This is a genomic window from Mongoliitalea lutea, assembly GCF_014652135.1.
Lineage (GTDB): Bacteria > Bacteroidota > Bacteroidia > Cytophagales > Cyclobacteriaceae > Mongoliitalea > Mongoliitalea lutea.
The window spans coordinates 38,141-58,271 of sequence record NZ_BMYF01000003.1 but is presented as its reverse complement, the minus strand read 5'-3'; the positions used below and the strand labels follow the sequence as shown (position 1 = coordinate 58,271).

General features: G+C 39.3%; 14 protein-coding genes. 3 read left to right on the top strand and 11 right to left on the bottom strand.

All coding sequences use genetic code 11. The features are described from left to right. The 4 genes from IE080_RS03090 to IE080_RS03075 all read right to left on the bottom strand — a co-directional run bounded on the left by IE080_RS03090 (position 1) and on the right by IE080_RS03075 (position 5,496). Entirely contained in the window at positions 1-1,350 is a 1,350-nt protein-coding gene (locus IE080_RS03090) for an HlyD family secretion protein (RefSeq protein WP_189578984.1), read from the bottom strand. 11 nt (positions 1,351-1,361) lie between these two features. Further along, positions 1,362-3,062 (bottom strand): peptidase domain-containing ABC transporter, encoded by a 1,701-nt coding sequence (locus IE080_RS03085; RefSeq protein ID WP_189578983.1) that lies wholly within the window; start codon positions 3,060-3,062, stop codon positions 1,362-1,364. Then, positions 3,052-3,732, bottom strand: a complete 681-nt coding sequence (locus tag IE080_RS03080; protein ID WP_189578982.1) for a TetR/AcrR family transcriptional regulator — start codon at positions 3,730-3,732, stop codon at positions 3,052-3,054. The genes IE080_RS03085 and IE080_RS03080 overlap by 11 nt, the downstream gene beginning before the upstream one ends. Positions 3,733-3,864: 132 nt before the next feature. Then, on the bottom strand, positions 3,865-5,496 hold the full coding sequence (locus IE080_RS03075; RefSeq protein ID WP_229800477.1) for a M28 family metallopeptidase: 1,632 nt from the start codon (positions 5,494-5,496) through the stop codon (positions 3,865-3,867). A gap of 133 nt (positions 5,497-5,629) precedes the next feature. Between IE080_RS03075 and IE080_RS03070 the strand changes: the two genes are divergently transcribed. Further along, entirely contained in the window at positions 5,630-6,658 is a 1,029-nt protein-coding gene (locus IE080_RS03070; RefSeq protein WP_189578980.1) for an alpha/beta hydrolase, read from the top strand. Between the two features lie 64 nt (positions 6,659-6,722). On the opposite strand, the gene IE080_RS03065 is transcribed toward IE080_RS03070, so the two are convergent. The 3 genes from IE080_RS03065 to IE080_RS03055 are packed head-to-tail and all read right to left on the bottom strand — an operon-like array spanning position 6,723 to position 8,521. Beyond that, a complete protein-coding gene (locus IE080_RS03065; RefSeq protein WP_189578979.1) occupies positions 6,723-7,166 on the bottom strand; it encodes a DinB family protein in 444 nt (147 codons plus the stop codon). 11 nt (positions 7,167-7,177) lie between these two features. After that, entirely contained in the window at positions 7,178-8,269 is a 1,092-nt protein-coding gene (locus IE080_RS03060; protein WP_189578978.1) for a 6-phosphofructokinase, read from the bottom strand. Between the two features lie 57 nt (positions 8,270-8,326). Then, positions 8,327-8,521 (bottom strand): hypothetical protein, encoded by a 195-nt coding sequence (locus IE080_RS03055; protein ID WP_229800476.1) that lies wholly within the window; start codon positions 8,519-8,521, stop codon positions 8,327-8,329. Between the two features lie 107 nt (positions 8,522-8,628). On the opposite strand from IE080_RS03055, the gene IE080_RS03050 reads away from it, so the two are divergent. Both IE080_RS03050 and IE080_RS03045 read left to right on the top strand, forming a co-directional pair. Next, the gene (locus IE080_RS03050) at positions 8,629-9,366 is read left to right on the top strand and encodes an NYN domain-containing protein (RefSeq protein ID WP_189578976.1); all 738 of its coding nucleotides are present in this window, start codon (positions 8,629-8,631) and stop codon (positions 9,364-9,366) included. A 669-nt stretch (positions 9,367-10,035) separates the two neighbouring features. Continuing rightward, positions 10,036-16,002 carry a carboxypeptidase-like regulatory domain-containing protein gene (locus IE080_RS03045; RefSeq protein WP_189578975.1) on the top strand — a complete coding sequence of 1,989 codons (5,967 nt, stop codon included), beginning with the start codon at positions 10,036-10,038 and terminating at the stop codon, positions 16,000-16,002. A 551-nt stretch (positions 16,003-16,553) separates the two neighbouring features. On the opposite strand, the gene IE080_RS03040 is transcribed toward IE080_RS03045, so the two are convergent. The 4 genes from IE080_RS03040 to IE080_RS03025 form a co-directional block, all read right to left on the bottom strand. After that, positions 16,554-17,222 carry a hypothetical protein gene (locus IE080_RS03040; RefSeq protein WP_189578974.1) on the bottom strand — a complete coding sequence of 223 codons (669 nt, stop codon included), beginning with the start codon at positions 17,220-17,222 and terminating at the stop codon, positions 16,554-16,556. A gap of 205 nt (positions 17,223-17,427) precedes the next feature. Beyond that, the gene (locus tag IE080_RS03035) at positions 17,428-18,363 is read right to left on the bottom strand and encodes an SAM domain-containing protein (protein WP_189578973.1); all 936 of its coding nucleotides are present in this window, start codon (positions 18,361-18,363) and stop codon (positions 17,428-17,430) included. 56 nt (positions 18,364-18,419) lie between these two features. After that, complete coding sequence (locus IE080_RS03030; RefSeq protein ID WP_189578972.1) at positions 18,420-19,310, bottom strand: mechanosensitive ion channel family protein; 891 nt, start codon at positions 19,308-19,310, stop codon at positions 18,420-18,422. A gap of 48 nt (positions 19,311-19,358) precedes the next feature. After that, positions 19,359-20,063, bottom strand: coding sequence for a murein L,D-transpeptidase catalytic domain family protein (locus tag IE080_RS03025; protein ID WP_189578971.1), 705 nt, complete (start codon positions 20,061-20,063; stop codon positions 19,359-19,361). Positions 20,064-20,131 lie beyond the last annotated feature (68 nt).

Below are 20,131 nucleotides of genomic sequence, written 5' to 3'. Positions count from 1 at the left end.
TTATTTCTTTTTGTTATCCGCTTTTTCGCGGGCTGTATAATAGTCAGCAGGGAATCCATTCAGTTGTCGCCAAATCTCATACCACAATGGCACATCGTTTAGCAGGGCAATACCATCTGCACCTGAACCAATTCTCAAGGCTTCAGGCCATTTCTCATCCTCTGGATCTTCTACTACTAAGATTCGGTATTTTCCGTTAGGACTTGCAAAATTATCAATCGCATGAATCACACCACCAAAAGTACCATTGGTGATCTGAGGCCAACCGGAGAATACAATTGCAGGCCAACCGTCAAATATAAATCTCACCTTAGATCCCACTCTCATCAAGGGATAATCCACTGGAGCCACAAACATTTCTACTGCCAACTGTGCATTTGCAGGCATAATACTGATGATTTCAGAGCCTTCTTTGATAGTCTCTCCAATACCTACCTGTACCGCCTGGGTAATATAGCCATCCTGAGGCGCCAGAATATATCGGAATCCAGTACGCATTTCATAATTAGAATATTGATTTTCAAGTTTGGTAACTGTAGCTTCTGTATCAAATTGGGCTGACATGGACTCAAACATATCTGCACGGGCCTTGGCCATGCGGTCCCTGAAGTCATTATCTATGGCATTCAATTCAATTTGGGCAGCAATTCGCGCATTGATGCTTTGCAATAATGAGTTTTCAGCAGCAATCATACCTGCTTGTACCTCTTGGAATCTCAGTTCACGTTGTTCAAAATCTGTCAACGAACGAAGACCTTCCTGAAAAAGTTTCTCTGCACGCTTTAGCTGCTCTTCTCCAATTTTGAAATTAACCTTTGCTTGCTCAAATCGGATACTGTCTGAAATCACTTGAAGCTCAGCCATTCGCAGTCTATTGGTAGCTTGTTCGACTCTCAAAATATTATTTTGACGCATGGCCTCTATTTGAATTTCTATCGCCTTTACTTTTTCGGAATAAGAAAAAGCGGACATAGTCTTTGCATCAACCTGCATTTGGGTTCGCTCCAAAAGCTGTGGATCAAAGTAGTCATCTTTGATTTCTGAAACCAATAGTACAGTATCACCTTTATGAACAAAATCACCTTCTGCTACATACCACTTCTCAATCCTACCAGCAATAATGGTATGTACAGTTTGCGGGCGTTGGTCCGGACGTAAGGCAGTCACAAAACCCTGTGATCGGATATTCTGTGTCCAAGGCAAGAATAAAAAGAGAAACGCACCAAGCAACATCCATAAAAGTATCTTTCTCCTCTTTTTACTATCGTCTCCCGGATACGTCATTTTAAGGCTTAAGAACTCTTTAAAAGAGACTTTTTCACTGATCTTGTTTTTACTAATCTGCATCATAGCCCTTTGAATTAAATTGTTCTAGTTGATAAAAATCCATCTGTACTTCCATCATAAGTTAATTTACCGTTTTTCAGCTCAAGTACACGAGGGAATTTTTCTATAATCTCTTTTTCCTTAGTCACCAACATCACGGTCCAGTTACCTGCCAAGATGTAGTCCACCATCTTCATTTTATCATCATACTCCATGGAACCAAACATATCTTCTAACAATAATGCTTTTGGCTTGCATACCAAACATCTAGCTAAGATGATTTTACTGATAACCTCTTTGCTTAGGCCTTTACCCTCAGGCATCAGCATGGTATCCCAGTCCTCTGTTAACTTGTAAATGAAGTCTTTGAGTCCAACAAGTTCCAATATCTCACGAACATGAGAATCTTCTGCATCTTTACGAAGAGTGATGTTTTCATATATAGTCCCATGAAAAATGGACTGATGAGACAAACTGTCCCCAATAAATCCCCTCAGCTTATCCAAGTTCATAGTATCAATCGGAAGACCGTTGACAATGATTCTACCTCTATATTCGCTGTATAAACCTGACATCAGATACATCAAGGTACTCTTGCCGCCTCCACTATTTCCTGTCAATACCACTTTCTCTCCTGCATTCAAATCAAAAGTCACATTGTCCAACACTTCATAATTGGTGTTTTTGATCGCATAATGAAGATTTTTCACTTGGAATTGTAAGCTCTCATTATTGGTAGTCAAAGACTTCTCTGTACCTTCTTCACGCTCCATTTTCAAGTCCATAATCTGACCGATTTTTTCAGTAGCTGTCATCGTATCGTATACAGCATCCAAGGAAAGAATTACCTTTTCCACAGAAGTCACCATTAAAATGATAATTACTTCTACTGCCACAAACTGACCAATACTGATCTGATTGTCAATCAACAAGATACTACCCACAATCAAAAGGGTAGTTACAATCAAGGCTTTAAAAGCAATCATAATCTTATATTGGAACACCAGAACAGCAAAGTGCTTGTCTCTATATTCCACATAAGATTTCAATAATTTATCCATGTTAAAAAATGGAAGCTTGGAATTACCTGCCAACTTGAAAGTAGCCATTGTTCTTCCGATTTCCTCCAACCAGTATGCAGTCTTATATTTCATGGTTGAGACCTTCAGATTGGTCTCCATACCTTTGGGACTTGTATAATAAAATATCAAAATCACCAATGCGATAAGCGCTAAACTAAAAAGGAGGAAAAATATATTATAAAGGGCCAAAAGTATCATACCGAAGGTAATCTGTACGATAGCAAATGAAAAGTCTATCAATATCTTGGACATCCCTTTTTGAAGATTGACAGCATCAAAGAAGCGGTTGACCAATTCTGGGGTATAATTTTTCTCCAATTCATCCAACTTCAAGCGAGGAAGTCTATAAGCAAAACTAAAACCTACTTTGGCAAAAATCCGCTGCTCTAATTTCTCTGTAAGATATAATTGGGAAATCTGAAGAAATCCACTGAAGGATATGGCTATGGTTACGACCAATACCATGATTAACCAGGCAGTACTTACCCTACCCCCTAATACAAAGTTGATAATGGCCTGTATACCTAATGGATATACCAACGACAAGGTACCATTCAACAATGAATAGAAATAAATTGCATAGACCTCCCGTTTTTCCTCATTAATAAGTTTGAAGAACCTGTCTAAAGGAGTCAAACCGCTATCAGTTTTCATGTGCGATTGTTTTAAATACTAATTGATTGAAGAAATTGACTTTTTTTTCTGTTCCAGCCTTCTGTTCAGTTAAACCTGGAAGGTGATTTTCGTAATAGGTCTGCATCAAACTTGCTTCCATAATAGTGGTTACTAGTGTTTTGGGATACTTATAATCTGGATTGTATGCTACTATCAATTCAGCGATTCGCTCGCCTAACTTGTAATACTGATGAAAAAATCCTTGTTTTTGCTCTTTGTCAACCTCTTTAGTCATAATTGCTTTAGTGGATTCATCTGTCAGCAATCTTCTCAATTTAATAGGGTCTAGAAAATCATTCTTACTAAAAATCGGCCCCTCCACCAACAATTGGATGGCAAGTTCTAATTTCTGTTGAGGATCTGAAAGATTTGCCGTGCAATAAACCAAATTCTGTTCTATGAATCCCCAATACCAACCGAATAAATATAATAAAAGTTTGTGTTTGTTTTCAAAATAACGATAAATAGCAGCCTCAGTACAACCGACAGCTATTGATAATTTTTTAAAAGTAAAATTTTCGAATCCAAGCTCGAGCATCATGTCAATACTCTTCTGCACGATATCCTTCCCTAAATCCGAACTAAACGGATCTTTGAGATAGATCTTCTCATTGACATCAACTCTTACTCTTTGTAAAATTCTATCCATATTGGTGTGTCAGAACGTTTGGCATAACGTAGGCTACTTACAAAAGGTTCTAAAATCTTAACTTTTTGTTAGTAATACTTACAGGAAAATTAAAAAAACACCCCAGCGACTAAACTGGGGCATTTTTTAAATCTATTTTTTCATATAACGCTCACGGATATTTTTAAACTCTGAGCCTTCTTTCCACTGAGGCCATTTATCGGATTGCGCCAATGTTAATCCTACTTTGTACAAAACCATCAAATCTTCTACTGCACTATCCATATCCCACAACTCTGCGTCGTATTCGTCGGAAGGGGTATGGTAATTTTTTGAAAGTATCTCAGCATTCTTTTTCTGTTCAGGGTTTCGATAATCAGAACCAGTTCCTACATACAAGGCGGGGATACCAACTTTTGCGAAATTGAAATGGTCCGAACGGTAATACAAACCTGCTGTTGGCGCAGGGTCTCCGGAAGAGTATCGCTCTTTTTCTGCTAGGATTTTATCCAATATATCATCCAATTCTGACTGTCCTTTTCCTATGACAGCAATGTCCTTCATGGAACCAAAGATATTGAGACCATCAATATTGATATTCGCAACTGTTTGGGAAGCTGGATAAACAGGATTTTGAGCATAGTAGGCCGAGCCCCACAATCCCTGCTCTTCAGCAGTTACAGCTAAAAACACTACTGTCCTTTCAGGCTTCTCTCCTTCGATAAAGCCTTTAGCTAAAGCCCACATAGCAGCAATACCAGTTGCATTATCTAAGGCCCCATTATAAATGCTATCTCCGTCCGCAGTAGGGGTGCCAATACCAATGTGATCCCAATGTGCTGAATAGATGATATATTCATTCGGCCGTGTCGTACCTGTAACTTTTGCTATGAAGTTTTTTGAAACATCAAATTTGCCTTCTGCACTGATGGAGGAACTTGCTTTCAGCCCCATGGATTTCCCTTTGAATCCTGGCAATTTGGCCTGTTCAACTAATTCTACACTCGATAGACCAGCTAAATCAAACAACTTATTGGCAGTTTCTGTACTTACCCAACCTTCAAAGGCCGCTTGATAAACATCCTTTCCTCGGTTATCCAAATATAATTTAGTACCATTCCAGTTATTCTGAACTACTCCAAAACCATAGCTAGCAGCCTCTGTTTCGTGGATGATTAGAGCACCCAAAGCACCTTGCTTGGCAGCTTCCTCTAATTTATAGGTCCATCTACCATAATAAGTCATGGTATTCCCATTGAATAAATCGGTATTTTCTTGCCCATATCCCGGATCATTGACCAACATCACAACGATCTTATCCTTGACATCTAGGTCAGCATAATCATTCCATCCATACTCCGGAGCAACTATCCCATACCCAACAAAGACCATCTCTGCATCCTTGAAGGCTTGTTCTCCATCCAATCGCTGTGTCCAGATTACGTAATCTTCAAATCCTTTCAGTTCCAATTTTCCTTTGGGACCCACCACTTGCATCGTTGGCGCTGCTGTGGATGTAATGGAAACCATCGGTACATCCTGAAAGTAGCTATCCCCGTTACCGGGTTCGGCACCAATCTCAGAGAAAATTTTCTCCATGTATGCCAAAGTTTTAGTTTCTCCTTCAGTAAAAGGCATCCTCCCCAAATAGGAATCATCAGAGAGTTCGATGATATGGGATTCAAGATCTGCTGGAGTGATTTGGAACCCTTGTTCCGATGAGCTTGTGCAAGCAAAAACTCCGATTGCCGCTAGGGGCGCAATGAATTTTGTAAGTGTTTCCATAGTCATTCGAATACGGCGAAAATAATACTTTTATTTTTAATCTTACCTTCACATTCAAAACAACAACTTGGCTTATATTGCCATTGAAAATATTAAATCGACCAAAGAATATTCAATTTAGTTAAACAAGCCCATGAAAACCATTTTAAAAGTTGTCCTTGGAATAGCTATTGCCTTTGCCATAGTCTACATGCTTGGACCAAAAGCTAAAATCCAAGCCTTGGACGGTGAATATCCTGAAGTACCTACTGATGGAATAGCTTTAGCGTCTTTTGTGCAAAGTATTGAAGATACAGTCAGCTTTTTGAAGCCTGGAAATCAAGCGAAAATTATCTGGGCTGACAGCATGCAAAAAAATAAAACCCCCTACTCCATTGTTTACATCCATGGGTTTGGTGCTAGTCAAATGGAGGGTGACCCTGTCCATAGAAAAGTAGCGGAGCATTTTGGAGCCAATCTTTATTTGGCCCGACTGCCGGAACACGGAATTGCAAGACCAAACTCTATGGAGTATCTGTCTGCGCAGCTTTTGACAGATGCAGTAAGAGAAGCTTACATGATAGGAAAAAGTTTGGGTAATGAAGTTATCGTTATCGGAACCAGTATGGGTGGTGCGCTTTCTTTGGTCCTCGCCTCTGAAAGACCTGACATGAAAGCATTGGTGCTTTACTCTCCTGCTATCCAAGAATATGGAGAGCGTCTCCAACAATTTTTCAATCCTTGGGCAAAGTTCATCGCCAGTAATTTTTTAATCAAAGGGGGTGTCAGCAAAAGTAACCGAGAAGGAGATAAAGCCAAGTATTGGTCGGAATATTATCATGTAAATGGTTACGAAGCCTTAGCTGTATTGCTCAGAAGCAAAATGGTACAGCCAACCTTTGAAAAAGTAAACATGCCTGTATTCTTAGGCTATTACTACGAAAGTGACTCTGCTCAGGATTTTGTGGTGTCTGTTCCAAAAATGCAGGAAATGTTCCAACAGCTGGGAACTACTACCCCCAATAAGCGTGAAATGGCTTTCCCTAAAACAGGAGACCACGTAATTGCATCGGCTATAACTTCTCAAGATTGGGAAACAGTCCTGCAAGAAACCATTGATTTTTTGGAGTCAGTGGTAGGGATCGAAGCAATAGCTCCTCAAGAATTAAAAGAAGTGGAATAATTACTCCAAAAAATAATGAGCCCGATTGAAATAAGTTTGCTGCTTTATTTCAGTCGGGCTTTTTTTATTGATCCAATAAGCGTCTGTGATAATTGATTTGTCCCAAATGATAATTCAAATGACTGACCAAATGGAACATGTAATACTCATAGGTCATCGGTTCTTTCAGGGCACCTCCTGGATAGGTTCTTGAAAACCAATCTTCAGGAAATTGTAAAATAGAGTCTGTAATCATGTGGTTGGTTTCATCCAACATCAACAACAAATCCTCTCTTGGTACAAAAGTCGTTGAGAACTCTTTATCTCGATCCCTTACATACCCTGTATCCCCCATATTTTTACCAATATAATGGTTAAGATTACCTATCAGATGTAAAGTCAGGTTGCCAGCAGAATTATTGACATCTGGTACAACTCTCCAAATATTACCTTCCTTTTTATAGCATGTCAATTCGTGTTTGACTTTTTGCAAATCTCTGTCAAAAAAGTACAGCAATGAACTTTTCATAGTTTTTCAGTTTAATCTCCAAAAGAAACTCCAAGGCCTTTTGCGGCTTGAATTAAGTAATTGCTTTCACCAACTTTATTGTAATCTCTTGTCGCCTCTTCCAAAGGAACAGAAACAAAATCATTGTTTTTGAAAGCCACCATTTGCCCAAAATCTCCATTCAGGACCATTTCAAATGCCTTTACACCGAAAACAGAAGCTAAAACTCTATCAAATGCAACCGGTGTACCTCCTCGTTGGGTATGTCCTAAGACTGTTTCTCGAATATCGGCAGTCACACCCGCATCTTTTAATTGCTGTGACAATTGGTAAGCAACTCCGCCCAAGCGCACATGACGGCTTCCTTCATCTCCTGCTCTTGCAACGATGCTGCCCTCTTGTGCTTTTGCTCCTTCCGCTATAACTACGTTCACAAAACCTCTTCCATTATCATACCGCGCATTGATACGTTTGACTAGTTTTTTTACATCGTAAGGAATCTCAGGAATCAAACAAATCTCTGCACCACCTGCAATGGCTGTGTGCAAGGCAATCCAACCGGCATCTCTGCCCATCACCTCCATAATCATGACCCTAGAGTGACTTTCTGCTGTCGTTACCAATCGGTCAAAGCTTTCTGTAGCAATTTGCACCGCTGTCTGAAAGCCAAAGGTCATGTCCGTAGCTGAAAGATCATTATCAATAGTTTTTGGAACACCAATAACTGGCAAACCATGGTCAAAAAGTGCTTTGGATATTTTTTGGGAACCATCCCCTCCAATGTTAATCAATGCATCAAAACCTAGTGCTTTGATCCGCTCGGCAAGTTCTTTGGTTTTATCTACGATAACGATATTTCCATGCTCATCTTTGACAGGATAATGCAAGGGATCTGCACGGTTAGTGGTCTTTAAAATCGTCCCACCTTTGACATGGATTCCTGCCGTCTTCGATTTGGTCAATTTCAATAATTCAGTTGGCTCACTCCAAACACCTACAAATCCTTCCTTACTGCCATATACTTCCCAATCATTTTCTTTTTTGGCGCGCTTGGCAATTCCTCGTATCACAGCATTTAAACCAGGGCAGTCTCCCCCACCTGTAACTACTAAAAGCTTCTTCATTTTGCTAAAATTTTATATTGCAACTTACAAAAATGATGGAAGAAAGGTCTTAAAAAATTAAGATTTTTTATTTTGTTGCTTGACTTTCCACCAAGCGATCATAGAACCAAAAGATAAGCCAAGACCTGTACCAACCGCCAACCACAAAGCCAATTCACCTTGATAAAGACCAATAATCAATCCATTGAACATCCCAGCCAACAGGCCAGCTACGACATAGGATAGAATGCTTTGTTTGTTTTTAGTTTGCATGTTCATCATTCGTAACACAAAGTTATGTTTTATCTTTCAAGCAATTCAAAGAAAACTTCACTCTTGTGTAAAATAGTTATATATTGAGTGCAAACACGAGTTTACCCATGGATAAAGATATCAAAATTGCCGTATTAATTGATGCCGATAATGTTTCCTCACAGCCTATTAAGGAGATGATGGAAGAAATTGCCAAGTACGGCAACCCTACCATCAAGCGCATTTACGGTGATTGGACCAAGCCTCATTTAGGTAAATGGAAAAATATTTTGCTAGAAAATGCCATCACTCCAATCCAACAATACGGTTATACTACTGGAAAGAATGCCACAGACTCCGCTATGATTATTGATGCCATGGACATTTTGTATTCTGAGAAAGTCAATGGCTTCTGCCTCGTTTCCAGTGACAGCGATTTTACCCGATTGGCAACACGTCTACGAGAAGCAGGCATGTTGGTGATAGGTATGGGTGAGAAAAAAACTCCTGACCCTTTCATAGTCGCTTGCGATAAATTCATCTATGTGGAAATCCTTCAAAAAGAAGATCAGGAAAGTTCCCCTGAAAAATCCAAGGAAAGTAAAAAAGCAAATGTAGACAAAGTAGGACCGAAATTGATTCGCTTGATATACAATACTATTTCAGATTTAGCAGATGATGATGGATGGGCATTTATGGGAGATGTTGGCAATCTGCTACAGAAAAAGCAGCCCAATTTCGATGCCCGTAATTTTGGTTTCCAAAAACTTACCCCGCTCATTCACTCCCTTCCCCAATTCGAAATCGAGCAACGGGAAGGCAGTAAAGGAAGGAATAAGCTGATTTTTGTGAGGAATAGAGAGTAAAAGCAGTGAGCAGTGGGCAGTGAACAGTGGGCAGTGACAACAGTGAACAGTGGGCAGTGACACAATTAAGAATGTGGAATGAAGAATTTAGAATGAAGGGATTCTACAGATCTTCTAGGGTGGGAAGTGAACAATTAGGGAATCAAGAGACAATTTGGTCTAACTTTCGTCAGTGGGTTTTAACCTACGAATGAATTGAATGTTATTAGTTGAGATTCAAATACTCTTCAAGGAAATACGCCTATCAATAGCCGTGGATTTTAATCCCCGGCATTGGAAGTGAACAGTTAGCTGTGGGCAGTGACACAATTAAGAATGAAGAATTTAGAATGAAGGGATTCTACAGATCTTCTAGGGTGGGAAGTGAACAATTAGGGAATCAAGAGGCAATTTGGTCTAACTTTCGTCAGTGGGTTTTAACCTACGAATGAATTGAATGTTATTAGTTGAGATTCAAATACTCTTCAAGGAAATACGCCTATCAATAGCCGTGGATTTTAATCCCCAGCATTGGAAGTGAATAGTTAGCAGTGAACAGTGGTGAGATAATGTGGAAAGAGAGGTACCCCGACATCTTTTTTCATATATCCTAGCGTTTGCATTTTTCCATTTTTTAATTTAAATAGGTAGGTAATTCATCACTAAACAGATTTGGCCTTGATTTTTCGTATGATAAGTTATAATATTCTTCTGAGAGCAAAATTTTTCTTTTTCCTCTTTCTTCAGTTTTTGGGATTTGGAGTCGGGCTTACCTTGACGCAGGCGCAGGATTTATTACAGAGCAGGCAGAGCAGTTATTACACCTATATTTTTCAATTATCCAACCAAGAAGCTGAAATACTCTATCAAAACAAGCCAACTAGTATCGCCAAATCCTACTTTCACACTTTAGTTGATTCCTTTCCAACGGACAGTGATTACACCAATAAACTTCCACTTGGTCATTACTTAGAAACATTTAGCATTCAAAATCAGCAGGTAACCACACTCTTTTCTATTCAAAATCTTCAACTTCACATCCTGAATAATGAGCAAGATTTACTAATTCAATTAGTTGATACTGCCGGAAATATAATGAATGATGCAAAAGTCAGCATTGGGTCCAAAAAAATTCCTTTTGACCCAGCTACTCAAACATATAGCAAAAGAAAGTCAAATACGGATGGATTGCTTGTGGTTAATTACCAAGAAATGGTATCATTTTTTGAGCTTACTAAATCAAGAAATAACTCTTGGGTAAAAAGGAATGGACAAAAATTACTTTACAAAAGTCCTTTCCAATACATTTGGAAGCCTGTATATTTCATTGCAAAAGTTCCTGTGGATAGTTATCAATCCATCAAATATGGATATCCGAGGGGTAGTATCTATCAAACTTCTCGTTTTTTTGAAAAAGCTTATCACCGCACGGCCTGCTTATTTGATGATAGCCATTGCAATTGGTGGGGTGACAACAGAAAATACCCAAAAGGATTCCTAGTTTTCAACAAACCGAAATACCAACCGCAAGACAGTGTTTTTTTCAAGGCATTTATTAGCAATCATCAAGGTAATCCCAAACAAAATCAAGCCAAAGCCTATCTAATGGGAGGATCCGAGCCTATTTTTCTGGGAGAATTACAAGCCTACAGGAAAGGGGCATTTGAATACCAATTTCTTCTTCAAGATTCCTTGGATTTAAGGCTTGATAAAAGTTACAGGATAGAACTAAGAGATGCTAAAGATAGATCATTGATCGACAACCGATTTTATTACGAAGCATATGAGTTGAATAAAATCGCATTGCAGCTTCAAACCACAAAGCATCATCATCAACAGGATGAAAACCTTTCCATTAACATCTCTGCCAAAGATGATAACGGTCTTTTGATCAAAGATGGCCGGATTCAGGCCGTAATATCCCCAAATCAGCCAATATCCTATCATCAATCTGTACTTTTTATACCGGACACCCTAGCTGTCATCGAACAAAAGCTACTTCCAGATAGACCCACGCAGCTGACCATTGACCCCAAAAACTTTCCGGCCGCTGACTTTACTTACACCATAGATGTCAAGCTACTAACAGCCGATAACGAAGCTCGGCAAGACCAAGTACAAGTGACCTATAAACATTTCGGAGATCCATTTGAAATGGAAATGGGTATGGATACCATTATATTTAAAGCGAATGGATCTTTTGTAAACCCTATCAAGTCGGCCACTATAGTTGGATTGGATAAGTTTGGGAATGAGGTAGCCATTGTTGAAGGAGAGCTGCCCCTAAAAACCCCAATCCACACTCATTTTTCTCATTATCGGATATCTTCTGATCAATACTCGCAGACATTTTCATTGAGTGAAGAAATACCTCTTGTTCAAGTCTATACGGAACGAACGCCTCATCAACTTCAACTATTAGTTAGGAATCCCCGACAACTACCGGTTAATTACCATCTGTTTAAGAAGAATAAACTCATTGAATCTGGCTATGATACAGACCTGGCGATCTCAAGAAAAACCAGCAGCCGTCAAAACCATTATATCAACATAAATTATCTCTGGGCAGGGGAAATGGTCAAAGCAACCTATGGAGTCCCTCTTCGAAAAAAAAAGTTGACTATTCAATTGGAAGAACCTAACATCATTACTCCAGGTCAAGAAAGCACCATCAATCTCCAAGTGACTGATTACAAAAATAATCCGGTACCTGATGTAGATGTCACTGCTTTTGCTTTGACCAAAAAATTCAACTATTCCCCACCTTCTGTTCCCAGTTTTGAAAAATCAAGGTCTGGAAAAACTTTTATCAATAGTTTTAATAGTCAACCTAAAAAACTTCAGCAGGTTACTCAACAATTAGACTTAAGAACCTGGCAAGTATTGGCCCATATTGACTCGATTGAATATTACAAATTTCTATTCCCTCAAGAAAAGCGCTATGAACATCATGCTATGGACCCCGATAGTATCACCCAATTTGCTCCCTTCCTATTTATTAATGGTCAACCTCAGTCCGCTGCAATCATTTATATAGACAATGTGCCGGTTTATTTTGACTGGAATTCAATTCAAAGTCCCTACTCCTTCCCTGTAAATCCTGGAAAACACCAAGTGAAAATTCGTACATCTGATTATTTAGTAACGCTGAATGACTTGGAATTTAAAAAAGGATTTAAAACGATTTTTTCTATAGATCTGGAAACATATAAGGGTCCTTTGGAAAAAATTACCATGGAAAAACATCTAACTGAGCAAGAAAAAAGGTCCCTCTATCCATATATTTTTCCTCTCAAAAATATTCCCACTGAACGATTCGCCTACCTGAAAAAAGGCAACCAAATCCATTTCCTTGGAATACCTGGAACACAATATGGCAAAAGAATTCTTTCTGGCCCAATAGCTGGAACATACACGTACCAGCTGCTGGGTGGATACAACCATACGCTCTTGCATGAACCAGCAATGGAATATGAGTTTCAGGCCTCCGTTGTCAAAATGAGAGAAATCAAAACGGCAGAATTTCCCAGGCATTTAAATGCTTCCCAACACATCTTTCCCCTACAGGACTTCGCATGGTCCGAAAACCGGCTCGAACAACTTTGGGAAAGGTATTTACAAGAAAAACGAAGACAAAATATCCAATACCGATACCCTTACAATAACCGTGATCATAAAGGGAGATTGATAGTTGCAGGAATCAGCGAAAACTCAGATGAAGCAACTCCACCGATAACAACTGTTCTTCGCCACAAAGAAGACGCTAGTAAAGTCTGGGTATTTCCCGGTAGCAGTACCGTATTTTCTAATCTTGCACCAGGTTTTTATGAAATGACGCAATTCTACCAAGGTATGAAGTATCTGTACCGTGATTCGATAGAAGTTAAAAACAATGGCTTGAACTACCTTCGATTACGATTTTTTTCCCTGGAAGAAAAGGATGAGTTTAGCAGTAACGTCGCACAGACCTTGGTGCAATATGTGTTCAATAAAAACTTAAGTATCTCCGAAGAGCAAAAATTGGTATCGGAACTTAATCGTAGCTATTTCTCAAAATATCCCTATTCAGGACCTGGAAAAATGGTGTCAGGTTATGTTTTTGATCATTCAGACTTACAACCTTTGCCCGGTGCACTTATACAGATCAAAGGGACAAACTATGGCACTGCTACTGATATCAATGGATATTTTTCGTTAACAGTTCCTTATACTTCCCATGAGTTGATAATTACATTTATAGGATTTTCACCGGAAGAGGTTTCTGTCTTCAAAGAAAGAAACCTGAATATCTACCTAAAAGAAGATACGCAAGCCTTAGAAGAAATTATCATCACAGGCTATGGTGGCCAAGAAAGAAGGCAAGAAGCGATGAGTAACGCCATAAGTTATGAAGAAGCTCTTGTGGTTCCAATAGATATTTCTAGCAGTCTCTATGGAAGTGTACAAGGAATTGCGGTATCTCCTAAACAAGTTATAATTAGAGGGACAGCGAGTAAAGGACAAGGAGTACCACCACTGATTATACTCAATGGAAGTGTTTTTCTGGGAGATTTTTCCTCGATCAGCCCTGATGAAATCTCAAGTATGGAGTGGCTCGAATCAAAAGAAGCCATTGCACGATTTGGACAAGCAGGAAGCAACGGGGCTATAATCCTGATGACATCTGAAGCAGTATCTGTAGGTATTAAAAATGATCCCTCCTACCTGAGTGAAGAATTATGGGGAGAGTCGTTGAAAAAGAAGGTATCTATTCGTCAAAACTTCTCGGATGCTGCATTTTGGCAACCCAAGCTACGAACAGACAAAGACGGAAAAGCCAGCTTTAAAATCCAGTTCCCTGACGATATAACCGCTTGGCAGTCGTTCTATCTAGCCATGGGAAATCAAAAGCGGACAGGGCAAACACAAGGTAGCATCAAGGCAATGTTGCCATTAGCCGCCCAGTTAAGCGTACCAAGGTTTTTAATACAAGGAGATAGCTCATGGGTCATCGGAAAAACGATTAATTATCTCCCAAGTCCGAGTGAAGTTACCCGTAGTTTCAGTGTTGATGGCCTTCAGCAAGAGCTTCCAGCCATTTCAGTAGCGCAGATTCAATTAGATAGCCTATTGATTATAGCAGAGAATTCTTTGAGTATTGAGTATAGTCTCCAAAGAGCTGAAACAAGCTATGAAGATGGTGAATTACGGGAAATACCGGTTTTCCCAAAAGGATTGGAAACAGCAAAAGGACATTTCGCTATACTAGAAAATGATACGGTTGTCAGTATACAAAAAGACCCTAATCTACCTTTTGGAACTTTGTACCTCCATTCTGATTTACAATCCATCTTAGCAGAGGAAATATCTTTCGTCCATACCTACAAATATGACTGTAACGAACAATTGGCCTCCAAATTAAAAGCACTCTTGGCTGCAAAATCCCTGGCCAAACTTAAAGATGAATCCTTTCAACAGGATACGGAAATAGAACGGATCATCAAACAATTGGAAAAAACTCAAGGGAAAAATGGCTTTTGGGGATGGTGGGAGCATTCCACAAGTAACCTTTGGATCACTCAACATGTGCTCGAAGCTTTATTTCAGGCCAAAGAAGAAGGATATTCCCTTAAAATCAACCAAAAAGATCTTGAAGCCAGCTTGATATGGCAATTAGAATATGCCGAAGAGTGGACTGAAAAGCTCCAAATCGGAAACGCTTTACTAGTGATGGGTGCCACATTTGATACCCTGGATTGGGTAAATAAGCTAGAAACCTCCTCACAATCAACGCTCATGGAACGAATCAGACTGATGGAGCTGAAAAGCAGATTGGATATCCCCTTTGACGTTGCGGAATTACTCCAGTATGAAAGAAAGTCTATCCTAGGTAACTCCTATTTTGGAGCTGGAGAATATGGATTTAATATCGTTCACAATGATATTCAGCACACGATTTTAGCCTACAAAATCATCCAACGGCTACGTCCGGATGAAAAAAGATTGTTAGCGAGCACTCGAAACTATCTCTTGGAAAAAAGAGGAAGTTTTGGCTGGGCCAATACTTTTGAAAGTGCTCAAATCATCGAAAATCTCATGCAAGAACTGCCAACACTCACAGGAGAATCAGGTTCTTCGATACAATTGGTCAGCGATACCAAAAATGAACTTTTAGAGTTATCTAAGAACACAACGATAACAGATGAAGGAGAAATCAAGCTAATAAAGACAGGCCCAACTCCTGTATATTACTCCTACTATGAAAGGTATTGGGAGTCCAATCCCATAAAATCAGCAGGAGTTTTCGAAATAGCAACTACTGATGCAAATGGCAATCAAGCATACTGGAAAGCGGGTGAAGAAATAGAAATACAAGTTGAAGTAAAGGTGAAAGAAGATGCGTCCTTTGTCATGATCAACGTACCCATTCCAGGCTCTTGCTCTTATGCAGAAAAAAAATCAAATCATTGGGTTGAAAGTCACCGCGAATACTTCCCTGAGCAAACAGCTATCTTTTGTGAAAAGCTACCCAAAGGAAACTACACCTTCTCCATTTCATTGATCCCAAGATTTGAAGGCACCTACACCCTCAATCCCGCCACAATAGAACTCATGTACTTCCCAAGCATTCAGTCAAATGAGGAAATAAAAAAAGTAAAGGTTGGCGCTTATGAGTAGTGAAAGGTGCGTGGTAAACAGTGGGCAGTGAACAGCTAAGTGAGTAGTGAAGAGTAAGCTGTGACAAGCTGGGAACAGTGAACAAATTAGGAATGAAGAATGGCTCTATTTTCCTGTGAACCTAAGGAAGTGATTTCAGCTGTTAATTGTTAAATGTTAACATGTGGATTAGGAGTTCAAGTACTGCTTTCCATTTAGAAATTCTGTTTAGTTGGTTTTAACCGACGACTGTCATCGAAATTTGTAGACAAAACTTCGCCGAATTTCCAAAGCATACACCCATCAATTGCCGTGGCTTTTAAGCCCCGGCAATTGGGGAATAGTGAATAATAAAAAATCAGAAATTTATATATTCCCCTTTCAAACCAGTGATTCATAAAAACCTTAATTCCCTTAATCCCTTAATGGTTTTTCTCCATTATTACTTGAAAAGACATGACATTGGAGTCTTGACTCTATCTCTTACTTCTTTTCGACACTCGCAATGCGAATTTTCTGCGTTTTCCGTGTATTCTGCGAGCTTTCTCGTCTCTTATCCCTCCCTTCTTTCCTCAAAAATTAAACTTCCCTCGCTTCATAACATCAAAACTCAGAGACACATAAAATACATTGGCCTGAAAGTTTTCATACGGTCGGCTGATAGCACCCGTAACAGGATCTGTGGTCGAAAAACTACGATTGAAGAATTCCGTAGGATAGTATTTGATTTTTAAATTGGTTCCCCCAGGCAAATTAATCCCTGCAAAAAATGAGCTTTGCCACAAGTTAACCCGATCACTAAACCAAACGTTGAATCTGTCAACTCTGCGTTCATCTACGAAGGTACGCTCTCTGTAGTTAAAGGCCATTTCCAATTCATATCCAGCAAAAATAAATTGGCCATCCAGATTACCCAATTTGACTCCAATAGGGATCCCAAGATTATAAGTTCTGACTTTTTTACGGGTAGAAGGAGACTCGTCAAAGATAAATCCCACATTTCGGAAATTCATCCCTGTAAACCATCCAAAACTCTCTGACTGATCAAAGTGTAAGAAATTTTGAAAATTAAAAACAGGTGCCCAACGAAGAACATTATTGGCATCCGCTACAGTTGCACCGGAGAAAATCCACTCTCCACCCGATGTCCAATAAGGCTCTCCTGATTTTTGAACTTGCTTTTGAGCGAAAGAAAGTGACGCAACCAAACACAAAACAATTACTAATAAAACTTTTCTCATGTATAAATCAAATAATTAATATGATTCTCTAAGGTATCACTAAAACTAGAATTTATCAATTGCATGAAAGAAAATATCCTAATCTGGAGATTCTCATGAAAAAAACTCATTTGTAAAATCTCTCATAATTTCAATAGAAACAAACAAATATGATTTTTCTTCAAGTCCGATTTTTTGATTTCAAAACTTTATCTAGGCGCTTTTTCTACCAGAACCTAAAACGTTTTTCATTGATTCTATTTCTAAAAATCCAGTTATCAAAAATATCATTGGACAGGTATAATTCTACCCCAAAGTTGATCGTAAGATAACCGTCATAGCGCTCGTTGAGACCAGAACCTCTTCGGATGCGACCACGGTTTTCGAGAATTTTCTGAACATCAGGCTCACCAGTTACATCGTTAATAAAATCAGGGTTTCTTACAGCCAACCGAAGACGATCAGGATTTCCCGTACCGTCAAATCGATAATCCCGGATCAAGTCCATGTAAAACTCACTGATATTAAATGCTGACACATCATCCAGGTAATCAGTTAAAGTCCAGCGATAGTTGAGCTCAATAAAAAAATCGGACCAAACATTGGCCTTATATTTCATTCCAATGCCAGTAGGAAATATGATGATATGTTTGTTGTAAGGATTATTTTCTATTTGTAAAGGTCTCAAATCTACCCAACGTCCATTCAACTCTGCTTGGGGGTCATTGGTGGACACCCCTACCCCTGCAAATGCATAAAAGTTGACGAAATTCCGCGTAATATTATATACCTTCACTGGTTTCAAGTGAAATTCACCGATCAAAGCTGTTTCCCAATTTCGGGCTCTAAAATGCAGGTTTCGGGGAGATCGAAAACTCCTAGGATCTGCGGGGGGGTCCTGACCGGACATACGCACATGGGAAGCTTCCCAACGTAATTTGGTATAAGTACCTACAACTTTTCTGACAGCAATATTAGCATTCCATTCCGGTTGAATTCCTTCATTGTATCTCCAAAGGGAGTATAACTCACCAAAATACTGAGTCAACCCACCAGAAGCGGATACAGACCATGGAGCCTCAAATCGATACCTGTAAAAGCTTTGGGAAAAAGCAAGTTCACCCGCACACATAAACACAACAAGTAAAATAAGCTTTTTCATCAGGTAATTAATGACACGTAGGTCTACTTTTCGGGAATAAAGAAATGCAAAAATCTTTAATATTTCAATTTTTCAGCACCACTTACAATATGAATGTCTCGCTGAGGAAAAGGAATTTCGATATTTTCTTCTTTGAAGCGTTTGAAAATCTCAAAATACAACTCAGATTTCAACACCTTGGGCTTATTAATGTAATCGATCGTCCAAACTCTGAGTGTGAAATTTAGACTGCTATCATCAAATTCATCGAACAAAACATCAGGTCTGGGGTCCTGAAGAACCGATGAATGGGCCATAGCCACTGCCATCAGTACATCCTTCACTTTTTCGGGGTCCTCTTTGTAAGACACACCCACAGGAAAATTAAATCGTACCTTGCGCTCATTATGTGACCAATTGATTACCTGAGAATCAATAAACTGAGAATTTGGAATAATGACGGAAATATTGTCATTGGTGACCACTGTGGTCGATCGGGCAGAGATACTGACCACATCTCCGGAAATTTCCCCCACTTCAATTCTATCACCTAATTTGATCGGCTGCTCAAAGAGAATGATTAATCCACTGATAAAATTGTTGGTGATATTTTGGAGACCAAAACCAATACCTACACCCAATGCACCTGCCAGTATGCCAAAAGCACTTAAATCGATGCCATTGGTCTGTAAGATTGAAAATAGACCTGCAATAATTAAAATGTATTTGACAATTTTTCCTACCGATTGACGGGTACCCATTTCCAAGGAATACCGCCTCAAGACCCGATTGACCAAAACTCTGCGAATCCATTCGGCTGCTATAAACAACACGAAAATAGAAATGGAAATAGTCAACAACAGTCCTACTGTCAAAGCGCTTTCCCCAATAGAAAAAAGCCTAAAACTTAACATCTCGTTAAAAAAATCGATAATCTCTACTATTTTTTCTTTTTTAAACTCCCACATAATTTGATAAAACGTTCCTTAACTTAAGTCAAGGTAAGAAAAAAATGTTTAAGCATTGATCAAATTGGATTGACTTAAGTAATCTTCATCTTCGGCAAAGATAAACAATAAGGCCCCTTCTTTGACGACATCAATTAGATACTTACTTTCTTCGGTAGGTAAAGCAGGACAACCCAAACTTCTTCCTAGGCGGCCTGTTTGCTTGATAAAATCTTCTCGTGCATAGTCTGCTCCATGAATAACCACCGCCCGCTCTCTTGCCTGATCATTGAATCCTTTTTCCAAGCCATCTAACCGAAGAGAATAGCCATGTTTACCTTGATAGGTTTCGGCTGTACGATAGAAACCCAAACTGCTCATATAGGAGGAATGACGATTGGAAAAGCTCTGAGCCATCAGTTCTCCAGAATTTCTCCCATGTGCCACGTACCCATTGTGAATCAGTGTTCCATTGCTAATATCTACTATCCATAACCGCTTTTGAGAAGATGGCAGCGAAAAATCAATCACCGCCAATGGCTTACCTTCTTCTATGGCTTCAGAATCGACTAAGAGTAAGTAGCCTTTGACTCCTAACTCCAAGACATCTTTAGAAGGGAGTTCAAATGGCTGTTCTGTGGCTTGAAGTTGTCCCCAAAGTTCATCGACAATGGAAAGGGGCCTTGATTCGTCTTTTGCTGTTGCAGCATTGTAAATAGGTTGGGTAAAGGAACTTCCAAAAAGAAGTATCCAACTAAGAGCGATAATACGCATGTACTGGGGTAGTTTTACTTTTGGATGAAGGAATCGACGGTTTAATAACCATGGACCGAAGTCCCTAA